We start from the raw sequence: 21,716 nt of genomic DNA on the forward strand, positions 1-21,716 counted from the left end.
TGTGCTAATCGTCTTCATGGTGTTGCTTCCTTTCAGGTTCAATGCCCTGAGCTTAATGCTCAGGGGAAGCAACGCCACCCAATCCTCAGTTCTTTTTCAACAGAGAACGGGACATCCCCCCCCGGAGCTGTCGACCACCACATCAACGCTCTCTCCCCTCCATGGCGCCTCATCGATGCTCGATGCACAGAAAACAGGCACGGTCGTGCCGTTGACCGAAATCGACGATTGACCTTCGGCCGTTGAAGCGGGCTCATGCAGCCGCCCGTAATGGGAGTCGTAGTTAAACAGATAGAGTAGATTTTCGATATCATCGACCGTGTCGTTAATCGCGGCGAGTTCCACGCGCTCATCGGCAAGCACCATTCGCGCCACGGTTCGACCAATTCGACCGAAGCCGTTGATTCCGATGCGTATTTTATCCACTACCTCAGCTCCTCAGACTGATTTCGCCACCCATGCTACTCATATAAGAGATTCGGATTGAGTCTAGCGTTTTCCGAACGCCGCAGAGTGTGGCTTCCCTCTTCGTTCACGGAAAACTTCGACACTACTGTTTAGCAAGTTCATCTGGAGTGAAAATGAAGCTATTAAGTTCCCTTGGATTGAAGAAATCCGAGAAAAATAAGGTAAATACTTGCGCTTGATTGCGCCAGATCTATTAATTCACTTCACAAGTAGATTGGCTGCCGGCCCCCATCAAATTCTCCTTGATTGCATTCATCCGCTTTCAATTAATTTCGACGAAGGACGGCACGATTACCCAATCAGAATGCACGCTCAAAAACTGCGGTCAACGCTCGGCGTACAAATTTGAAACAGCGGAAATTGGCCCTTCATACGGAGATATAACGCCCGTCCGGTCATCTACGATGCAAGTCTTATAGCCAAGGCGATCGAGAAATGCTTTTACGTCCTTGGCCGTTTGCGGTGTGACCTCCACAAGCATAGTCGGCTGATCAGTGGCGAGCATTTCTGCCATCCCCTCAAGCGCCATGACCTCAGCACCTTCAACATCAATTTTCAACAAATCCGGCCGCACGCCTTCGGATACACAAAAGTCATCGAGCGGAATGACTCCGACAACTTCTGTAACGTCAGTGACGGGTAACTGCTTCTCGACAATCGCAGCACCATTGCCGAGAATATTCTCACCACGGAACTGCATAAGCCGTAGTTCGGAAACTTCATTCGAAACAGCGTTGTTTATCGCACGAATGCGCTTTTGATATCCATTAATGTAGGCATTCAGCAAGAGCCGCCCATGGGTACGGCGCGAGGGCTCAAACGCCCATATGCAAGCATCCGGACATGCTGACGCCGCAACTAGAGAGTAGAGGCCTGAAAATGCGCCGACATCCAATACATTCTGGGCGTTTTTGGCGAGACGCAACCAAATGTCCAAAGACCCAGCCTCATATGAATTGGCGCCATGCCAGAAATAGGTCAGCGCAACGAGATCATCATTGCCGCAGTACATGACGATTTCAATATCGCCGACAATGACAGGCACATGGCCATAAAATGGATAGCCGTTTTTGTATTTGTGAAACTCAGCATCGATCTCGCCGAAGCGGTCGGGATGCGCGCTTCGCCGAAACGCGGCGACCTGCGCGCGTGCTTGTTCGTTACGTCGTTCCAAATCATCTAGCTTCATCTTAGCCCCATCGAACGCTGTTCGACCAAATAGATCAGACAGCGCCCTTATGGCGCCATCCATTCATGCGGCGTGCCCGCAAGCGCCGATTTCACCAATTCATAATTCTCGATTGACCGTTCCAAGTTGGCTGGCGCCTGCTTTACGAAACTCGGCGCGCGGTTTTTGAACGCGTCGACGCTAAAAGCCACAGCGATCACGTCCGTATGGATTTCCTTCACATCGCCGGCCGGTCCGAACATATCTCCATAATCAATATGCACGAGCTTGTCATAACCACGCGTCCAGCGGGTCATGAGGTTTACCTCTTCTTCCATGCCGCGAATGTAATTGCACATCTGGCGAATATTGATGACAACGGATTTGACCTTTGCGGCATCCGGATCTGACGTGTGCCAGATTTCGTTGGCTTCGGCTAACCGTCCAGACACGAAGCTTTCCAAAAAATTCCTTCGTGTAAGGTGAATGATCGGCATTTTGCTCTGGCGCGCATAGCGGATCACCCATGGCATTTCTGAAAGTCCATGCCACCCTTGATTGAGATGGTGCAGGCTGCGATATTTGATATCAATGACAATGTGCTTACCCGGAAAGCGCGCATTTTTTTGTTCGACGAATTCGTGGAAATTTTCCGCCAAACGCCACGGCATGGCGCGATCGGGGTCATCCCGCACCAGATCGCGGAAGAAGGTAAAATAGTTACCGGCATCGCCTATATTGTCGGGGTGGAATATCTCGCCCAGGTATTTTAGTTGCGCATGCTGGTCAAGAACCGATCCCAAGGCGCCTGTTCCAGAGCGTTGCGTCGCCAACAACAGGCCAAACAGCGATAAATCCGACATCTGTTTCCTTTACATACGCCCTGGTTGCGTTTTGTCACCAGTTCAGCAGAACTCACATATAATTGCGTCAGCCAGCGCGCTTCGCCAATTCGACTCAGATAAACACCGACAGCACCGGGGGAGCGTTGATACTATTGAATGATCGCAGGCGCAACGCGGGCAGGAGGACGGAGTGCCCCGTATTGCGCTGGATTCCCTACACAAGGTGTCCACCCCTCATGTAAATAGATTGTCCCCAATGAGATCATTTCGCATGCCTTCAGGAAACTCAACGAATATATTGTCACGAATACGCGCTTGCGCACCGGGATTGACAACAAACACCCGCCCACCGCGCCCTTCGGCGTAGAATGTGTTACCGCAGATGAGAGCCGCAGCTTTTTGATTCAGCACAATCCGCCCAAAATTCTTGTGGCAGACATTTCCATCAAAGTTCAATACACCGCCTGCATGGACAAGATCGCCGTGGCGTTCTCGCCCGCGCAGACTATGAAATATACTGTCCCGAACGCTGAGACTTGTCCCGGGCTTCGACATAATTGCACAACTTCCGCCGCCGCCGCCAAATAGGGCCATGTTGAACTTGGCATCGCCTTCATGGATGGCCACCAACGGGTGGCCAAAGCCGGCATTGGTAAAACGCCCTCCCTGAATGCGGGCGCCCCGACTTCTATCTATCGCCTTGATTTTCAGCAAGGGGCGGTCTGCAGCGCGCTCAATAGGTAGCCAGCCGTGGAACATACAATCGTGCAATGTGATGATGCGCGGCCGCTCTTCGCCTAGCCCTGAACCTATTTCCATTCCGGTACCATTCGGAAATATTACAAAAACCTTGTCGAATATAAGGTTGTTGCAGGCGTCACCCTCTTCTTGACGCTCGATTGAAATGGCCGCGCTATTCAATGCCCCACAATCCAGAAGGTGGATCTTTGTAAAAGTCGTTTCCATTACCGACGGGCCAAGGCGTATGGCAGGCCCATCGACAACGCGGTAGATATAGAGATTGGAAAAATCGCCCTCAATCAGGAACTCGACGGACAGCCCCTTGCCTTGGTTAAACCCATCAATGCGAAGATTTCGCAGGCTGATTCCATGGGTCCGATTTTCCATCTCGCGCAGCCATGGATCAGCGTCGCGAATGATTTCGCGCCGCAACGGTGTGTTTGCATTCGCTTTCACCTCCACAGCGTATGTTCCCGCCGCCGGCACAAGACAGGTGCCGTAACCAGTTCCCTCTATGGTGACTTGCTTGTCGACAAGGATCGGACGGTCAAGATCAAACCTTCCCGCACCAAACTGGATTTTCCCAGGATTGTCGCCCATTTCGGATAGCGCAAAGTCGACCGCGCTGGCGCACTGGCCAATTGGCGCCGAGAAGACGTTGCGCCCCTCGCAGTGAACATCGATACTTTGTTTTTCGCGGATGATCTTGAAGCTTGTCATTATCCGTTTCAGAATCGTTTAGCGAGCAGGCTCGGCGCGGACCATTTTTTGATTAGCCGGGTGCTCCCAATCGCCAACCAAGTGCACGCGCCAGCCCGTCCTATTTGCTATTTCCGAAATTTGAGAAAATTCATAGCGCCAGTTCTTGTTTGGATCGGATCGCGTTTGCGACAACTGCTCTGCCGTCTGCGCACCTTCGAAAAAGGTAAAGTAAAATGCGCTGGCTTTATGCGCCTTGTCTTGCATTTTTGTGAGACATTTTGCGATATCATCTGGAGTCAGATGCGTGAAAAGCGACTGAGCCATTGCAAAGTCGAATTTGGGCGCATCCTGAAAATCAAACTCCGAATTGAAAAAGAAGGATGGCTTCTTTTCAGCAATAACACGGCCGAAAAATTCGTTATCGAGCCCGGCCTGCACAAGTTCGGGCGCAAGGTCTATTCCAAAATATCGACCGGTCCCAAGATAAGGTATGAGATATTGCCCCAGTCGCAATGAACCGCAGGCAACGTCGTAGAACACATGCTCGCAACACAAGCCCTCACCAACCAAAAAATGGTATTGGAGTTTGCCGATTTTGTACCACAATTCATCCGTAAAGCCACCAACATAGGCCCTATGGCCGATTTCGCTGATCCGCTCCACGACTGACTTACTAAAATATCCGTCCGGCCAGCGGCTCATAAGACATCCTTGCAGCAAATACCGTAGCCGCCCATCGGGAAACGAGCGGCCGGGATGCACCAATCCTACAGATTCAGAAATTCCCTATAGCTTCGGCGCATTTCCCTCACACACGCATTATAATGCTCTTCCATTATGCCTAAGATTGCATCCTCGTCGCGCTCCCACATTTCGAGAATGCCATTCGTTCGTTCTCGGATGGAATAAATATCATCGGGATAGCGCACTTCGGTCAGCCGACGATATTCGCTTTTTTCAAATCCCGGCAAAAACAGCGGTAAAGTCAGACAAGGTGTTCCGACAGCTAACGCTTCCAGCTGAGTCATCGGCTGGCATTCGATCAACGTGACATTTGAGACAAGCCCAACACTCGACATATGCGCCAGCAGATCCGGCTTATTCATAAATCCCGTAATTTGAAGTTTTGCCGTATGAGATAGCAAATCAATAAAACTGGGATAATTAACCATCGATATGGCATCGATTCGGGGATTGCCCTCAAATGCAATAAAATTTGTATAGAGATTTTTTCGCCAGGTGTTTTCCAGTGGAATGAATACGCTGGACTGATTTCGGTAAATGCTTTTTCGAAAGGGCAAATTGCCGTTATTGTCAGGAATATTCGGCGGCGGATTTACAATAAGGACTTTGCTAAATTCGGAGTCAATAGCAGAAAATCCGGGTTTGACACTGCCAATACGCGTAATGACACCAAAACGTTTCAGCCGAATAAGGCGGGCTAGCATATCCATCTCAAAATGATTTTCGAACTGTGCCGGTGAAACATGCGTAACCACGTTGAGTGGCATGGCCGTACCCAGATTTTCATGCAGGTACATTGCGACCGCCTCTGCGGCGGCCGAAAATCCTTGAAATACAACCGCCACGGCATCACCATTGGTAACAGCCGCTAGTATTTTTTCTAACGCGGCGCGCGGATAACTAACACGGTGATCTATTCCGATTTTGATTCCCGGACAGTAGCCCGAGGCAGCGCGAATGCCGTGCCAACCGAGATCAAAAATATGCACAACGCGCTGAAGCGTTTCATCATGGTGCATATACATCGTGTCTCGATTGGCGTTGATAGAAAGGTGTAATGTAGACATATTAGAAGCTTATCAAGCAAAACAAAAATGATACCAGTATGCCCAGGCTAGGTGGGTATGTTGGCCTTTGTGGGCGCGCACGCCAAAATTCAAAGTCAACGGATTATTTAGTGTTTGGGGAAGGTTTAAAGTTATGCTGCTTTTTCGCATAGGTGCGATGGCATGCCACCCTGACCCCCCGCGTTCCACCCACATTTTGTCGTCGACACGATTTCTATACGCGCCCCTAATTGTTCGCCACATTTTCTTTAGTGCCCGGGTCGAAAGATCATCGGAAACGACATCAACTCCATCAGAAACGGATAATGCATAGTCCAACTCGCTGGCATCGGGATGGCACGTCATTACATAGGCCGTGATGGCTGAAACACCTGCAGGTACGCCATTTATGATGCGGCCAAATACCAATCCGAAATCTGTTGGGTGCGTCAGAATTCTCTGATTTTCATGATCGAATGAGAAGCATTCAAATCCGAGATCAGGCGGCGGTGGAGTCCCCATTACAGCAGTAGACATTTTGGACCAAGGAACCCTTTGCAGTCCAATTGCGTGGTTGCTCTCAAGGATCTCAGTTGACACTGCTGATCCATCGTTCGACCTTTTTGGAATGCGAACTGGAGCAGCATTTGTTAGCGGTACAAAACCGAGGCATTCCATGTAAGCCTTATTCAATCCGACGGAGCCAGAAACGTATGATTGATCGTCGCTGACGAGCCTACCTTTAGTTTTTACAAAATGGGGTAGCACAAAAACTTGAGCCCGTTTTGATGCAACATGAATACGAATGAAATTGCTCAGCCAGTCTTCGCCCCAAAAGTCATTCTGCTTATATGCCGCAAGGTATTGAGTTCCGACTACGCTGTATTTATGTGGTGCATGACAACTAATGATTGCGAGTGTCTCGTCGTCCCCCGAAACAAATGATGGAATGCCATCCGCCACTATGTGACTGGTAACGACGCAGAGCTGCTCCTTATGATTATGCTCATTAAGGCAACGATGTGCCCGAGTATAAAGTTCGAAATCAATTTCAATGTCTCGGTCAACGACTGCAACGCCAGCCAATTCATAATTGTTCGCAACGTGAAGAATATGTTCTGGGCATAGTTCCTCAAAGGAGGTCACAAGAAGCTCAATATCGTCAGGAATTATCTGCCTAAATTTCACGGCATCGCCAGAATTACAGCACACAAATAACTGTATGTTGTCTTCCGTGCTGGCCGTGCGCAAAGTGTTGATGATATCCAAATCCTGAAGCTGGTTGAGAAAACAAATCAAGCCAATCTTCTTAAGATCTTGCGCCGGCGTGCCTGCTTCATCTGAATTCGATCGAAAATGAGCCTCATCCCAATAGGGGGTATCCGCAGCGACGCTAACCACCTCTAACGGATGCCAATTGCGGCTATCAATCATCATTTGCGCCAGGTCGGCAGCCGTGCCGTCAAATTTGAGGCAGTTTACTTGGTCAACCCAGGGCGTGTTTTCGCCAAATGCCTCACAACGTGCATTCAAAATAACCGGACGCCCAGCCAGTGCTGCTTCATAGGCAAAGAGACACAAACTCTCATATGTTGAAGGCAACACCACCGTCGATTTGGCGATTAATGCCAATCGATCTTCCGGACTTAAACCACGCTCAAGAACAATCTCGCCTTTGTAGTTAGCCGGGATTAAATCATTGAGTTGGGCAATATAGTCTGCATCCCATCCATAACTCGCTAGCACAAACCGCGAATTCTCGATGCCCATATCCAAGGCAATAATTGCAGCTTTGATAAAGATGTCTGGACGTTTGAATCGTTGAAACCGGGATGAAAACAAGAATATGGATTCGTCACTTGCACCGGCATCCTCAACCATTGAGATTGATTGCGGAAAGACCGGTGGCGTTTCGATGACCACTTTATCGGCCCATTTGTCACTCAACCCATAAAGTCTGCGATTCGTTTCCGACACAAATGGCAGATGTCCTACAACGATATCGGCATTTTTTAGCGCAAATTTTTCAAGCGCATACATGCGGCCCACCCATTCGGTCATTAGGTGGCCACCGCCCTCATGCAAAGCAATAATTGAAAATGTCGAATGCAGCCGAACGGCGATGCGCATATCTGCCAATAACCCGACCCGACGAGCCTCTATCGTGGCCGTCGCTAGGCCGCCAAAATCTACGAATTCAACAAGATCGAAGAAAATGCCTTTCTCTTGAAGTTTGAGAAGCCCCACCATGCACGCGAAAGAGCGAAGATAGTTGTCCTGGCCATCGTAAAACAAATCGCTCGCCTCAAGCCCAAACTGCGACAAATGATGTGCTGCCTTGGCGTCGTAGAAATGAAACTCAGCAACATTGCGGAGAGAAGCGAATTCCTGAAACTTGCTATCTTCACCGTCGCCGAACGATCCAAGCGACAATCCGCAATCATCTGGCATCAAGATATGTATCGAGTTGCGGCCGTTACCGCCGAATTCGCAAATAAATGAATGAATCAGTCGCCCGATTCCGCCAGGATGGAATGGAAAAAGCTCATTTGTTACGAAGCAGACCTGCATCTGAACTCCTATGAATCTCTCGATCAGCCCGCAATCTATGAATAATCCTGCGTGGCCTGTCTAGGTCACGGCCTCATAATCCCATTGCCAATTCCTGACGGCAGCCAGTTTCGACAGGCCCACGGTAATTTGCGCGCCTTTCGACGTATGTGACAACTATCCTAGAAGCCGTGATGTTGACACGTTGCGACATAGGTTTGGTGTTCGCCCAACCTTCAGGGTTGTGCGAAATCAATTGGAATCGCAGACAATGGCAGCCAGCAGAATTTGCTTCGGTTTCGATCGCCTCCATTGTAACCTGGGCGCTACGTCCTCATGTGCCTGACCAGCTGTGATTTTAGAACGGCCACGCCTAGATCAAGCAATCCGAACGGTATATGGGCCTGCGCGATGGTAGGCTGAACAGCAACGAGCGAGAGGAGCTTTGGCGCCTTCGCAAAGAGAACTGACAATTGCGCCAGGAGCGCGACTCTCAAGGACCGCGGCTTGTTTGCAGAGAACCACGGGGCATCCTCAAGTCGAAGTCGTAACCACCAACCAGGCCGATTATTCCATTCAATTGATGACCGGGGCATCGGCACTTCACGAAGTGGTATCATGCCCATGTCGACGCCAACGAACCGAACATGTTTCGGGTGGCTGACATAACACTAGTGCCGACCTGTGCCAGCTCTCTGAATCTGGCGGTCGTGTTGGATGCCTACAGCCGCAAGATCGTCGGCTGGGCCAGGGGCAATGACCCAAGAGAACCAGTGAATGATCCAATGAACATGGCAAACATTTAACGAAGGTCGGACAATGTCATCTATCATTCAGACCCGGGCTCGCAAAGCACATCAGTTGCTTTCGGCCTCAGATGCAGGGAAGAGGGTGTTCTCTCGAGTTTTATAGGAGCCTGTATCGTCACACCCGAACAATCAGGTATAGTGTCCTCAATTTATGAGCAGTGGTATTTGCCTAAGTCGCACACACACAACAATGCATCACGAAGAAATATGAAGGCGCTTGTTTTTGCCCATTTTTCGAAAACAGATTCGCTTTCGCCCGGAGTCTTACGGGCCATAGAAACTTACGCACGCCATGTCGATGTAATAGCCTTCGTGTCAACCAGCACCCTTCCAACAGATGCCCATGATTCTCTGTCAAGAGTTTGCAAACAGATTATCGTGCGAAACAACATTGGCTATGACTTCATGAGCTGGAAGATTGGTCTTGAAGCAATAAGACCCTATGATCATTTTCAAGAGATCATACTCACCAACGACAGCATAATAGGTCCTTTGGCGGATCCAACATCCTTGTTTGAGAGGCTTTCGGCAGATCCGCGCGACATTTGCGGCCTTACACTTAGTTGGGAATTTGGGCGTCATATTCAGTCGTATTTTGTTCGATACAAATCTGGTCCATTGCGATCGCGGGCTTTCGATGCATTTTGGAATGACATAGCACCTAATTCCGAAAAGCAGGAGATTATCCAGCGCTACGAAGTTGCATTGACCGCTTTCATGGAAAAACACGGTCATACAGTTGGCGCTTTGTATGAACCGCGGCGTGATTTTTCTACACCCCAACGCCTGTCTATTTGGGCAGCTAATTTGCGCCTCAACACTCTTGGCTCTGCCTTACGCAGTTTGCGACGCACGCTGCAAACTCCAAGCCTTAACCCAACACTTTATTTGTGGCGCGAGACGCTCAAAGCAGATCTGCCTTTTGTAAAAAAAGAGCTCGTGCGCGACAATCCAACCGATCAAAATCTATCGCTTCTTTTCAACGAATTGCAGATGCGATTTGGAATCGATGCCACAATCGTACGGCACCTTGCACGACAATAGCACCGTCGATGAACACTACAACGAGCAGTACGGCAATCAACAACACGCTCGGAATTCGGCAACAACGGCGCGGAAAAACGCCCGCCCATAGCAGCAATGCCGATTATTCGACTGATCCAAAATTCTGGTAAAGTACAATTTCATCCGTCAGCGCATTTTCAAGGCGCGTGCGCACAGCCGGCGGAATATCGAGTGCCTCAGTAGAATTTATCTTAGCGGCAACGTTGACCGTCGAAAAATCAAATTCACTGACTCCCAGAAAATCGACTATTTTAGAGAGTTCACGCTGCGGCTCTGCAACTACATCCTCAAAGCGGACAACCAAAAGATCCTCTTTCGAGAGATTTCGGCGCAGGCTGTTGATGACGGCACCATATCGTGCATGCGCTGAACTGGTACTCTGCAAAAATTCATTGACAACGCTAAGTTCGCCATTGACGAGTTCATCACGTTTACCTGCCGACAATAACTCAAATTTGATATGGGACCAGCATCGAGAGACCGGCTCGCGCAGAACGTACATGACTTTTAATTTTGTGCACTGCCGACGAACACCAGCCCATCCGCGATCGCTGAGCAGCGCATTGTAATTGGAAAAGTCGGCACACCACCGATTTCCTGCGCCATCAAATATGTCATTTAGCCAGGCACCGTTGACAGGATTTGCCATGTAGCGGTCTACATACCAACTCATGATTGAACGCAATGCATCGGCATTGTCCAGTTTAGCGTATCGCCGACGCAAAACGGCCGACAAGCGATGTCGTCGAAAGTTGTTGCTCAAAACCTGGCGCGGAAAAATTATGCGATTGAGCATGAAACGATTTGATTCCAGTGGCTGCTGTAGGCGCCATGACAACCACTCGGTATGTGCAAAATAGTGAAGCTCCTTTTCGTGTGAAAAGAATATATCGGGGTGCTTTCTCAATACATCGTATAGAAATGTGGTTCCGGCTTTCATGGCCCCGACCGACAAGAAAAGTCTTTCAATCGTCATTGGCTTAAATAAATTGGCATCTCACGAGATTGCCAGCTTCTCCGAAAGCATTCCATCCTGGTCTATTATTTCGCACAACCAGTTTTCGACCTCTCTCGCCTGGTCATCAGATGACTTGATATTATTCACGTCAAAGCGGGGCGGCACGACCATATCAGCAAGCTCGGTAAGCGCCTCGATTACATTATCCCGGTTAGGCGGGAAAGGAAGAATACGCCCGTTCTCGCCATCGACAATGTCTTCTGCCAATCCCCCGGCGTCGGACGCGATCACCCATTTTTTGCGAACCAACGCTTCACGTACAACGAGCCCAAACGTTTCCTTCCATCGTGATGGGCAGATTACCGCATCAAATTGCGAGAACGCTTTGTCAATGTCGTTCGGACTATACCCAGGAACAACTACCACCGGTAAGTCTGCGGTATTGTGCAGCAATTCCTCCCTCCATGACTGGCCAATATTGGCACCAGCGTCAACGGCGATAATCTGTAGCCGCTTCCTGAGATTTGGAGCCCTGCGAAGGGCAGCCACAATTAGGTTCCACCCCTTTATCGCACCAGGCCCGCCCACGTAACCGACGCGGATTGGCTCTCCGACCCAATCCAATCGAGCCAGACCGACATCGTCCGGCGGTGGCACAACCCCGTTTTTGTTCACCCGTACGAGATCCTTGGAAAGCCCATTGGCTATCAACATGTCGCGGGCATAAGCACTTGGAGTCAATACCAAATTCGCCTTTGATAGCTGGTTCACTAGATAGTCTGTGCGCTGAACTGTGGCATTTGTGTCAGGCGAACACATAGAGCATCGTTTGACGTCGATCTTGCGTTGCGCACAAAACTCGCCAGTTACATCGATCATGAACTGGCGTTCACAAAAATACCAAAAGTCATGAACTGTTACTGCAAAGGGCGTACCCTCAGATTTCAATATATCAAAGAATGATGCACCCAGCTCCTGCACACAGTGAACATGAACAACATCAGGGCGAACAAAATCAAGAACTTGCTTAAGCGCGTCATCAAATTTGGAGTTTTTGGTGCGCTCCAACGGGCTTTCCGAGGTCCGGTTCTTCAATGAAACAACAAAACCGTCGAAGCCGAAGCGCGTACGATAACGTATTGTTCGAGTGGTCGCTGGTGCACCAAACGCCGCTGAAAGTGCAGTAACGTCAAACCGCCCAGTAGAATTCATTCGTGCGGCCAATTGCTCAGCTACTACGGTCGCTCCCCCAAAAGAGGTCGGTTCAAAATATATGTTAATGACGAGAAGGCGCACAAGAATATCCAAGGAGTGCTTTATTGAGACTTGCGCCTAAATCTGGGCGGTAAGATCCGACCGCATATTCTGATTCCACAAATGCGCGCGCGCGCAATCCCATTTGTTGTCGCTCAGACGCATCATCGCGGGCTTGCTCAAGCGCCGTCAACCACTCCTCTTCAGACACGAGCCATCCGGTTTCGCCATTTCGAACAAGGGCTGCGTAGTCCCCAACCCGCGACGCAATGACAGGAACTCGAACCAGTGCCGCGTCTATATACCGCACGATGCTTTTGCAACGATTGAACTCATTGTCGACCAGCGGCACCACAACAAAATCACACCCCGCTATGGCATTTATATAATCGCTATAATCGGCTACCGCTGCGTTCGTAATCCGGCCACCAAGATCGTCAAATAAAGATCTTTCGTTTACGTGCCCAAACAACAGCAGGTTGACGTCCTCCCGCTCTTTCATGAAACGCGCTATAGCAGGCGCCGCGACATCAAAATCGGCTTCATGCGCAAGTGATCCGGAAAAATATCCGATGCGAACAGCACTCGATTGTTGTTCCGGATTAGCACAATAAATCTCGTCACCTAGCTCCAACGCCTCCTTATCAGCAACATTTCGCCATACAAATGCGGGTTTTCCACCCGAGGCCAGACACATGATTTCCGCAAGAGCCGGGGTGCTCGCCAGCATGAAATCACAGCGCACCATTGCATCACGCGTGGCCGATGAATCGCGTAAGAGCGCTTCGCGCGTGTGTGGATCAATTGCACTAACATTTGCGTTTGCGATGATGATGTCGCGATCAAACATTGGATCATCAATGTCATAAAGCGTTGGTACGCCCAGTCGAGCTGCTTCTGAACAATAGTTCATGAACGCGTCGTTCATGGACAAACGGTAAAAAATCACCGCACTAGAAAATTGAATCGCGTTAATCGCATTGGGAATATCTTCAGCGTGCACAAATGTTGCCCTTACCCCCAGTCCTCGCAAGAAAGCGATTTTGTTTTCAATACGATACCGGTGACACTGTTCTAGTGTCGTATCTGATATAATGACGACATTTGGAAAGCGCGCCGGTCGCGGTTTGGCGCGAGGGCCGAGAATCGACAAATACTCGTTGTGCGATTCGATATATGTCAGGTTGTTCTTTTGTGTGGGAGCGACTTCAAGAAGACGCGCATGAAGCCGAAGAGACTGTTGGATCCGCCTCACAGCCTCGCGGATGCCCTTTGAACGGACAATATGGACTGTCTTGGCAAACGCGCCCGTTACACCGTTCATGTGTAATGAGCTTACGGCACCTCTGATAAGCAATGGCCAAACAATTATTTGCCGAAAATCCAGCCTCATCGGATTACAACATCAAGAGCATTCTAATATGGTTTGTTTGGTTAAGATATTGCGCTGAGTAAACAAGCACATGCTCACAACGTCAACGCACTATCCCCGCGCAACTTCTGTACACTTAGCCTTGAGTCTTTCGGCCTTGCCGCCTTTGTCTGATACTTAACCGACAATATCCGCCTGATTGTGGCAAAGGGCCCGCCTGCCGCCCTGCTCGCATCCATAATCTTCTCTGCGAAATCCGCCCAGCTCATCGAATCCGGGCTGGCAAGATGGAACACTCCGTAGCAGGACGGGTCACCACTGCCAAGCAGCCTCCCGGAGATATCCAGAATAGCATCCGCAATTTCATAAGCCGAAGTCGGGTTGCCGATCTGGTCGTCCACCACCGCGATCTCATCGCGGGTTTCGGCGAGCTTCAGCATGGTGTTCCTGAAATTCTTTCCGTAGGGGCTGTAGACCCACGCCGTGCGCAGGATGACGTGCCGCGGATTGGCGGCGGCCACCGCCTTCTCGCCGGCGAGCTTGCTGGCGCCGTAGACGGTCTGCGGGTCCGGTTCATCGTCTTCCGTATAGGGCCGGTCGAGGTCTCCGGAAAAGACGTAGTCGGTCGAAAGATGGATGACCGGCGCGTCAATGGCCTTTGCCGCGGCGGCAACCGCGCCGGCGCCGGTTTCGTTGACAGCAAAGGCGATGTCCGCTTCGTCCTCCGCCCCGTCGACATCCGTATAGGCCGCCGCCGAGACAACAACATCCGGCGCGTGCGCCTCAACGATACGGCCAATTCCCTCCGGCTTCAGCAGATCGAGCTCGGGCCGGCCGACGGCGATGAGTTCCACGTCATCGCGAACCGCGGCCCTGTCCTGCAGACAGCGCGATACCTGCCCCTTTGTTCCGGTCACGAGAAGTTTCACGCCGCGCCCTTGTCCAAATCGCCAAGCCTTTCCCCGGAGTAGGCGCCTTCGCGGATCGGCCGCCACCACCATTCGTTTTGCAGGAACCAGTCAACGGTCCGCTCAAGCCCGCTCTCGAAGCTCTCGCGCGGGGCCCAGCCGAGTTCGCGCCGTGTCTTCGAAGCATCGATCGCATAGCGCCGGTCATGGCCCGGCCGGTCGGTCACGAAGGCAATCAGGTCGCGATGGCTGTCGCCGCCCCGGCGCGGGCGCACCGCGTCGAGAATATCGCAAATGGCTTCGACCACCTGCAGATTGGTGCGCTCCGCATCGCCGCCGATATTGTAGCTCTCGCCGACGGTTCCCCGGGCGAGCACGGCAGCCAGTGCCCGCGCGTGATCTTCCACATGCAGCCAGTCGCGCACATTCTCGCCCTTGCCGTAAACCGGCAGCGGCTTTTCGTCGAGCGCGTTCAAGATGATGAGCGGAATGAGTTTTTCCGGGAAATGGAACGGTCCGTAATTGTTCGAACAATTGGAAAGGACGACCGGGAGGCCGTAGGTCCCGCCCCAGGCGCGCACCAGGTGGTCCGATGCCGCCTTTGAAGCCGAATAGGGCGACGATGGCGCATAGGGCGTTTCCTCGGTGAACACGCCGCCGTCGAGGGGCAGGTCGCCGAAGACCTCATCTGTAGAGACATGATGAAAGCGGAACCGCGCCTGGCTCTCGTCGGGCAACAACCGCCAGTGGGTAAGCGCTGCGCTGAGCAGGTGATAGGTGCCGACGACATTGGTCTGAATGAAGGCGGCCGGTCCGTCGATCGACCGGTCGACATGGCTTTCCGCGGCTAGGTGCATGACGGCTTCGATGCGCTCCTGCTGCAGGATTTGCAGCACACGCGCCTCGTCGCAGATATCGGCCTTGACATGTTTGTAGTTTTGCCGGTTTTCGATGGACCGAAGCGAAGCGAGATTGCCGGCATAGGTCAGCTTGTCGAGATTGACGACGACATTGGCCGGATCATCCGCCAGGTGCCGGCAAACGGCAGATCCGATGAATCCCGCACCGCCCGTAACGAGAACCCGCATTTTCCTCTCCGAACCCCCTAGAATGTCTCGGCGTCGGCCAGGAGCGGCGCCGCGCGATCCTTGTCCGACATAACGATATCAGCCCGCGCTACCGGCCATTCGATATTGATATCGGGATCGTCAAACCGAATTGCGCGGTCATGCTGCGGCGAATAGTAATCCGTCACCTTATAGACGACCTCGGTGTCATCCTCCAGTGTCAGAAAGCCGTGTGCGAAACCTTTTGGTATAAAAATCTGGTTCCAGGCATCGGCCGAGACGACCAGCGAGACCGAGGCGCCGAAACTGGGGGAGTTGCGGCGAATGTCGACGGCGACATCAAGGATTGATCCCCTCGAGACCCGCACGAGCTTGTCCTGCGCCGCGGGCGGAAGCTGATAGTGCAGCCCCCGCAACACCCCCTTGTGGCGCGAATAGGAAAAATTGTCCTGAACGAATTCAAGGCGGATTCCCGAATTTTCCAGCCGGGACCTGTTGTAGGTTTCGGAAAAGAAGCCGCGGCTGTCCCCGTGCCGATCCGGTCGGATTTCCAGGACGCCCCCAAGGCCGAGCTCGCGCATCTCCATCAGGCCAGCTCCGCGGCGCGCCGCTTGAGATAATGGGCATAGGGCGTGTTGCCCAGCGCCTGCGCGTGTTTGACAACATCGTCCGGCTGGAGCCAGCCCATCACGAGGCCGATCTCTTCCGGGCAGGCAATCTTGATGCCCTGCCGGTGTTCGATCGTCCGCACGAAAGCAGAAGCCTCGTGCAGGCTGTCATGGGTTCCGGTGTCAAGCCAGGCATAGCCGCGGCCCAGCTGGTGGACGAGCAGGTCTCCCCGCTCCAGGTAGATGTTGTTGACGGCCGTGATTTCCAGTTCGCCGCGGTCCGAAGGCGCGATCGACTGCGCGATATCCAGCACGTCATTGTCGTAGAAATAGAGCCCGGTGACCGCCCAATTGGACTTCGGCACATCCGGCTTTTCCTCGATGCTGAGCGCCACTTTCGAATGCGGATCGAATTCGACGACGCCATAGCGGTGCGGATCGTCCACATGATAGGCGAAAACGGATGCTCCTTTGTCGCGCGCCGCCGCCTGCTGGCACAGCCGCGAAAGTCCGTCGCCGAAATAGATATTGTCGCCCAGGATCATGGAAACGCTGTCCGTGCCGACGAACGCCCGCCCGATGATGAAAGCCTCCGCCAGCCCGTTCGGTTGCGGCTGTTCCGCATAGCTTAGACTAACGCCGTAGTTGCTTCCGTCGCCGAGCATCGCTTCGAAGACCGGCAGGTCCCGCGGCGTGGAAATGACCAGGATTTCCCGAATACCCGACAGCATCAGGACACTGAGCGGATAGTAGATCATCGGCTTGTCGTAAACCGGCAGCAACTGCTTTGAAACCGCAAGCGTAAGCGGGTAAAGGCGTGTTCCGCTGCCGCCCGCAAGGATTATGCCTTTCATACGATCCTCTATACCCGGTGAATGTTCAAAGCCTGTCAATTAACGCGGCGACATACAATCCAAAGTTGCCGTTCGCGGTCTGCCGGTATATGCCGGATTTGCGCAGACGCCGCAATCGGCCCGCCGTCGATTCCTCGGTCCTGATCGAGTGAAACTCGTCCACCACCGCGCGAGATTCCTCATTCAACAGGTCGTAACATGTCCGCAGGCCGTCAAGATTGCGATCGCTCCATGCAGCAAGCTGACCCCTGAACAACCGGCTCGCACGCGCAATACGTGATCGCCAACTGATGTTGTCGCCCACCAGATTGCCGCCATGCTGACGGTAACCGAGGCGCGGTTCCGGGTCATAGATGAACGTGCCGCCGCAACCTGTGACCATAATGTAGCACCACCAGTCGTGGCTTACGAAGGATGTTCTGCGCGCACTTTCGCTAAGCACGTTCCAGGCCGCTCTGTTGGCCACCATGGTATTGCCGCCCGCAATGTTCTGCACAATGGCATTGCGAAAACCCGGGCTGCGCCGGAAATGCGGCGAAAGACCTGTCTGGCGGCCGTTGTCGTCGACAATGCGCGTTCGGCTGCCGTAAAGTGCGGGTCGATCGGGACCGCACGATGACAGCGCCTGGATTGCCACTTCGAGCTTGTCTGCATCCCAGATATCGTCCTGGTCACTGAAAGCGACATAATCGGCATCAATCCCGTCGTTGCGCATCAGGCTTCTGAAATTCTCTGAAAATCCCTTTTGCGGCCCGTCGACGATATGAACTCCGCCCTTGGTCCACTGCGATGCGACGCTGTCCAGGATGGCCGGCGACTCATCCGACGAGCCATCGTCACTCACCCAAAGATCTATATGGTCGACAGTCTGGTTGCCGATTGTGCGGATCTGCTCGCGCAGAAAGCGCGCGCCATTGTAGACCCCCATCAATACAGCAACGGTATCTGTTTCAGCAGCAGGTTTGGCGTTCACGTCTTCATCCTGCTTCCACAGCCTCAGGGTGCATCAGGAGGCCACGGCAACGTACCAATTCGCTGCACGGCCAAACATGAATGTGTGATGCCCCCATTCAGCGGATAGCAATGGGAATACAATTGTGTCAAATGGATGTTCGTCCCCACCGGCAGTCGCTGCAAATGAAACGCCTCGTTGACATCCTCGTCGCCTTCCTCATTCTCGCCCTCCTGTGGCCGTTGATCCTGCTCCTCGCCTTCCTTATCCGCCTTGAAAGTCCCGGCAATCCTTTCTTTGCCCAGACGCGCCTGGGATGCGGGGAAAGGCCGTTCACGATCTGGAAATTGCGCACAATGCGCGCCGGCACGCCGCATAGGGGCAGCCATGAGGTGGGTGCGGAGTCGCACACGCGCCTCGGGGCTCTGCTGCGCGGCACGCGGCTCGACGAGTTGCCGCAGGCGCTCAATATTCTTGCCGGCCAGATGTCGCTGGTCGGACCCCGCCCCTGCCTGCCGAGCCAGGACGCGGTGATCGCCGAGCGCCGCCAGAACGGCGTCTTCGCGATCCGGCCGGGCGTCACCGGTCTGTCGCAGATCCGCGGCATCGACATGTCCCGCCCCGCAGACCTGGCGCAATGCGACCGCGAATATATGGAGCGCCAGTCGCTGGCGCTGGATCTGCGGATCTGTTTCAAGACCGTCGCCGCAGTGCTGGCCCCGTAATCGGCTTCAACCTGCGGCCGAATTTCTACGTTCAACTGCTTTCTATTCGGCCGGCATGCGCTGCACACGCCTATGCATCGACCACAGACAATTTTGAAAGCGGCTGCTGCGCCGTCGCAGCGACCGACGTCCATATTGAGGCAGCCGCGAGGTCACCTCCGCAGCGGCATCCACTGACACCGTTGCATCATGGCTGACTTATGGGATCAAAAAAGCCGGCTATCTATCCCACGTTCTGAACGGGGCGATTGTTTGCTTTACCCGCGAAAGAGCCATAGAAACAATGTCGGCTCCGTCGATCGCAACAGGCTCGAAGACCGATCGTCGCGGCTTGATGAGTGGGCGGCGAGTGGAACCGGATTGCCTAGGCGGAAAGGCAATCCCGTACTTAAAATATTCAGATCTGACTAGAGTGACGGTTTTGAGATGAGCGCGGCCAAAATAAAAATTCTGTCCGAGCTTCGTCCGGCCGCCGACGGCTTTGCGGGTATACCGCAGGAAACAAGGCTTATGTTCTTAAGCATGCTTGAGAACAACAATTTCGAATTGACCGGACTTCTCAATTATAACAGGAGATGGCTCGAAAAATCGAAAACTATCGGCGGTAACAATGACAAAATATACTATAATTCCAGGATTATATTATCACTTAGCAATAGAAGCAGGAGTTATTTTCTCGAAAGAGCAAGCGAACGTTTAAGCAATTTGTGGCAGACCTCAAAATTGCTGACTTTCGGGAAATGGCTAAACACAATTAAGGTTCACGATCTCAACACCGATGTTGTAGGCGAATTCGTGTGGCAAAACTACTTCACGGCATCTCTTCCTCCGACACGATACGATCTTATCAGTTCAGCCAAGTACGCTGCTATTCGCCCACCCTGGTCGGCCATGCACAGCGCAGGCATGATTGCACCTTTCAAAGGACGCTACCCTGTCATTGACACAAGACCATATGATGTTTTCATCGCCCAGACACCCTGGCCGGGTGTGATTGGCCGTCAAACCCGATTGGTGGTTCGGTATCATGACGCGATACCGGTTTTATATCCTCAGACAATCCAAAATCCGCACATCCACCAAATCGCCCACTACTTTTCACTCTTGTCCAATTTGCGAAATGGAGCGCTTGTTGTCTGTAACTCCGAAAATAGCAGAAATGATTTGCTGCAGATATTTCCCCAATTTGAAAAGCAGGCATCTGTAATTCCGTGTGCTGTTCCGGATAATCATGATTTTCAGTACCCGAGCCGCAAGCAGTTATCTGATATAATACAATCCAATATCGAGCCGAGCACCGAACCGATATTCAGCGATGCAACAGTCGAAGACGCGTTTTATGCGCGCAATCTGGACGCAAGCGGCCTCAGATTTCTTGTAATGGTTTCAACAATCGAGCCGCGGAAGAACCATCGCCGGCTGATATCTGCGTGGAACCAGATACGTGCGAGCTACATGCCCGACCTCAAGCTGGTCATCATCGGAAAGCCGGGTTGGAATGTCGAAAATACGCTCGAGACCATGAAGCCGCATCAACGAAAAGGGCAATTATTCCATCTAACCGGGGTTTCCTCGCCTGATCTGCACAAACTGTATAACGGCGCCGAGGCAGTGATATGTCCATCGATTGCGGAAGGATTTGATCTGAGTGGAGTCGAAGCCATGCTGTGCGGGGGTAAAGTCGCGGCATCTGACATTCCCGTGCACCGGGAAATCTATGAGGATGCGTGCGAGTATTTCGATCCCTATTCGACGCAACAAGCAGTTGATGCGATCATGCGCATTATCTCGGAGGACGCAAATAACAACCGCAGCCGGCTTGTTGAAAGGGGCGCGGCCGTTGGAGCCAAATTTCAGATTAAGCAGGTCAAACCGTTGTGGGACGAGTTTCTGCTGAGCCTTTCAGGATCCACACGCAACGGAGCAGGTTGAGTTTGCGGCAGGGGTTGGAGATGAGTTGAAATGGTCTTGTCGAGAGAAGAGGTGATTTGGGGCTATCGCTTCATTCTGGGAAGAAATCCCGAAAGCGACCGGGTAATCGATGATAAGATTCGTCACAACAAAACCATTCACGAACTGCGCTCAACGTTGCTGGGCAGCCCCGAATTCCAAAAACACATACTCCCGAAGTTCATTGCCTCCGACACCACGGGGACACCGAAGGTTCTCATAGTCAATTCCCATAGAAGATCGGGGACCCATTTTCTCATCGACACACTATTCCGGAACTTCAATCTGCACGGAACGTTCCTCGAAATTCAGGAAGTACCGCGCCATAAGCTGCTCAACAAAAAGATTGTCGTCAAAAATCACGCACCCAATTCACGCGCCAAGCATATTAGAAATATCCTTGATGGATATGAGAAGCATGAATTGCCGATTAAGGAGTTGTACATACTCAGAAATCCCTACCATACACTGCGGTCCTTATATTATTTCGACCTGGCAGGCATGGAGCCGAAATTTGCGGTGAAGTCAGGTATTGGATTTTACGATTACCTGACCGAAGCCTCACCTTATAAAGGGTCCGATGGAAAAAAGAGTCGTCTGGATTTTTACTTTCACCACTACAAATATTGGTCAAAAAATAATAATTCTCTTACAATAAAATACGAACAACTAAAAGAAGATAAAGACGCTGTACTGCAAAGAATAGCGAAATACATTGACGAAAAGATAATAGTGAATGATTCACATGCTATCGATGACACCTCGATCGCAACCGGAATTACCAGCAAGACCGACACGGGTATCTGGACGAATGCCGTTTTGGATTTATTTGCCTCACCGGAATATGCCCGTCAGATAACGGAAATGGGATACGAAGTCGTTCGCTCGGCGGAAAACATATGAAGCCAACCCACGCGAATGGCACCGCGT

The 21,716-nt window shown here is 52.0% G+C and carries 19 protein-coding genes; 4 read left to right on the forward strand and 15 right to left on the reverse strand.

Annotated features, from left to right (window positions below):
- Nucleotides 1-96: 96 nt before the first annotated feature.
- The 7 genes from E4M07_RS24115 to E4M07_RS24145 form a co-directional block, all read right to left on the reverse strand.
- Nucleotides 97-426, reverse strand: coding sequence for a glyceraldehyde 3-phosphate dehydrogenase NAD-binding domain-containing protein (locus tag E4M07_RS24115; RefSeq protein ID WP_136660981.1), 330 nt, complete (start codon nt 424-426; stop codon nt 97-99).
- 367 nt (nt 427-793) lie between these two features.
- Nucleotides 794-1,720, reverse strand: coding sequence for an FkbM family methyltransferase (locus E4M07_RS24120; protein WP_136660982.1), 927 nt, complete (start codon nt 1,718-1,720; stop codon nt 794-796).
- Complete coding sequence (locus tag E4M07_RS24125) at nt 1,705-2,499, reverse strand: hypothetical protein (RefSeq protein WP_136660983.1); 795 nt, start codon at nt 2,497-2,499, stop codon at nt 1,705-1,707. The genes E4M07_RS24120 and E4M07_RS24125 overlap by 16 nt, the downstream gene beginning before the upstream one ends.
- A 216-nt stretch (nt 2,500-2,715) precedes the next feature.
- Nucleotides 2,716-3,942: a hypothetical protein gene (locus E4M07_RS24130; protein WP_136660984.1), complete on the reverse strand. Its 1,227-nt coding sequence runs from the start codon at nt 3,940-3,942 to the stop codon at nt 2,716-2,718.
- A gap of 18 nt (nt 3,943-3,960) precedes the next feature.
- Nucleotides 3,961-4,626, reverse strand: a complete 666-nt coding sequence (locus E4M07_RS24135; RefSeq protein WP_136660985.1) for a class I SAM-dependent methyltransferase — start codon at nt 4,624-4,626, stop codon at nt 3,961-3,963.
- A 65-nt stretch (nt 4,627-4,691) separates the two neighbouring features.
- Nucleotides 4,692-5,693 (reverse strand): hypothetical protein, encoded by a 1,002-nt coding sequence (locus E4M07_RS24140; RefSeq protein WP_136660986.1) that lies wholly within the window; start codon nt 5,691-5,693, stop codon nt 4,692-4,694.
- Nucleotides 5,694-5,747: 54 nt separating this feature from the next.
- Nucleotides 5,748-8,285, reverse strand: a complete 2,538-nt coding sequence (locus E4M07_RS24145) for a DUF6212 domain-containing protein (RefSeq protein WP_136660987.1) — start codon at nt 8,283-8,285, stop codon at nt 5,748-5,750.
- 995 nt (nt 8,286-9,280) lie between these two features.
- On the opposite strand from E4M07_RS24145, the gene E4M07_RS24150 reads away from it, so the two are divergent.
- On the forward strand, nt 9,281-10,117 hold the full coding sequence (locus tag E4M07_RS24150; RefSeq protein ID WP_136660988.1) for a rhamnan synthesis F family protein: 837 nt from the start codon (nt 9,281-9,283) through the stop codon (nt 10,115-10,117).
- A 103-nt stretch (nt 10,118-10,220) separates the two neighbouring features.
- On the opposite strand, the gene E4M07_RS24155 is transcribed toward E4M07_RS24150, so the two are convergent.
- From E4M07_RS24155 to E4M07_RS24190, 8 genes are all read right to left on the reverse strand, one after another.
- The gene (locus E4M07_RS24155; RefSeq protein WP_169054372.1) at nt 10,221-11,078 is read right to left on the reverse strand and encodes a sulfotransferase; all 858 of its coding nucleotides are present in this window, start codon (nt 11,076-11,078) and stop codon (nt 10,221-10,223) included.
- A gap of 57 nt (nt 11,079-11,135) precedes the next feature.
- Nucleotides 11,136-12,392, reverse strand: a complete 1,257-nt coding sequence (locus E4M07_RS24160) for a glycosyltransferase (protein ID WP_136660990.1) — start codon at nt 12,390-12,392, stop codon at nt 11,136-11,138.
- On the reverse strand, nt 12,373-13,674 hold the full coding sequence (locus E4M07_RS24165) for a glycosyltransferase (protein ID WP_169054373.1): 1,302 nt from the start codon (nt 13,672-13,674) through the stop codon (nt 12,373-12,375). Before E4M07_RS24165 ends, E4M07_RS24160 begins: the two co-directional genes overlap by 20 nt.
- Before the next feature lie 143 nt (nt 13,675-13,817).
- A complete protein-coding gene (gene rfbD, locus E4M07_RS24170; protein WP_136660992.1) occupies nt 13,818-14,651 on the reverse strand; it encodes a dTDP-4-dehydrorhamnose reductase in 834 nt (277 codons plus the stop codon).
- Nucleotides 14,648-15,718 (reverse strand): dTDP-glucose 4,6-dehydratase, encoded by a 1,071-nt coding sequence (gene rfbB / locus E4M07_RS24175; RefSeq protein ID WP_136660993.1) that lies wholly within the window; start codon nt 15,716-15,718, stop codon nt 14,648-14,650. The genes rfbD and rfbB overlap by 4 nt, the downstream gene beginning before the upstream one ends.
- Nucleotides 15,719-15,735: 17 nt before the next feature.
- Nucleotides 15,736-16,284: a dTDP-4-dehydrorhamnose 3,5-epimerase gene (gene rfbC / locus E4M07_RS24180; RefSeq protein ID WP_136660994.1), complete on the reverse strand. Its 549-nt coding sequence runs from the start codon at nt 16,282-16,284 to the stop codon at nt 15,736-15,738.
- Complete coding sequence (gene rfbA / locus E4M07_RS24185; RefSeq protein ID WP_136660995.1) at nt 16,284-17,159, reverse strand: glucose-1-phosphate thymidylyltransferase RfbA; 876 nt, start codon at nt 17,157-17,159, stop codon at nt 16,284-16,286. Before rfbA ends, rfbC begins: the two co-directional genes overlap by 1 nt.
- 25 nt (nt 17,160-17,184) lie before the next feature.
- Complete coding sequence (locus E4M07_RS24190) at nt 17,185-18,132, reverse strand: glycosyltransferase family 2 protein (protein WP_136660996.1); 948 nt, start codon at nt 18,130-18,132, stop codon at nt 17,185-17,187.
- 164 nt (nt 18,133-18,296) lie between these two features.
- Between E4M07_RS24190 and E4M07_RS24195 the strand changes: the two genes are divergently transcribed.
- The 3 genes from E4M07_RS24195 to E4M07_RS24205 all read left to right on the forward strand — a co-directional run bounded on the left by E4M07_RS24195 (nt 18,297) and on the right by E4M07_RS24205 (nt 21,689).
- Nucleotides 18,297-18,836 (forward strand): sugar transferase, encoded by a 540-nt coding sequence (locus E4M07_RS24195; protein ID WP_136660997.1) that lies wholly within the window; start codon nt 18,297-18,299, stop codon nt 18,834-18,836.
- 426 nt (nt 18,837-19,262) lie between these two features.
- Nucleotides 19,263-20,768: a glycosyltransferase family 1 protein gene (locus E4M07_RS24200; RefSeq protein ID WP_136660998.1), complete on the forward strand. Its 1,506-nt coding sequence runs from the start codon at nt 19,263-19,265 to the stop codon at nt 20,766-20,768.
- Between the two features lie 30 nt (nt 20,769-20,798).
- Nucleotides 20,799-21,689 carry a sulfotransferase domain-containing protein gene (locus tag E4M07_RS24205; protein ID WP_136660999.1) on the forward strand — a complete coding sequence of 297 codons (891 nt, stop codon included), beginning with the start codon at nt 20,799-20,801 and terminating at the stop codon, nt 21,687-21,689.
- The last annotated feature ends 27 nt before the right edge of the window (nt 21,690-21,716 follow it).

It is taken from the genome of Nitratireductor sp. XY-223, assembly GCF_004959855.1.
Taxonomy (GTDB): Bacteria; Pseudomonadota; Alphaproteobacteria; order Rhizobiales; family Rhizobiaceae; genus Hoeflea_A.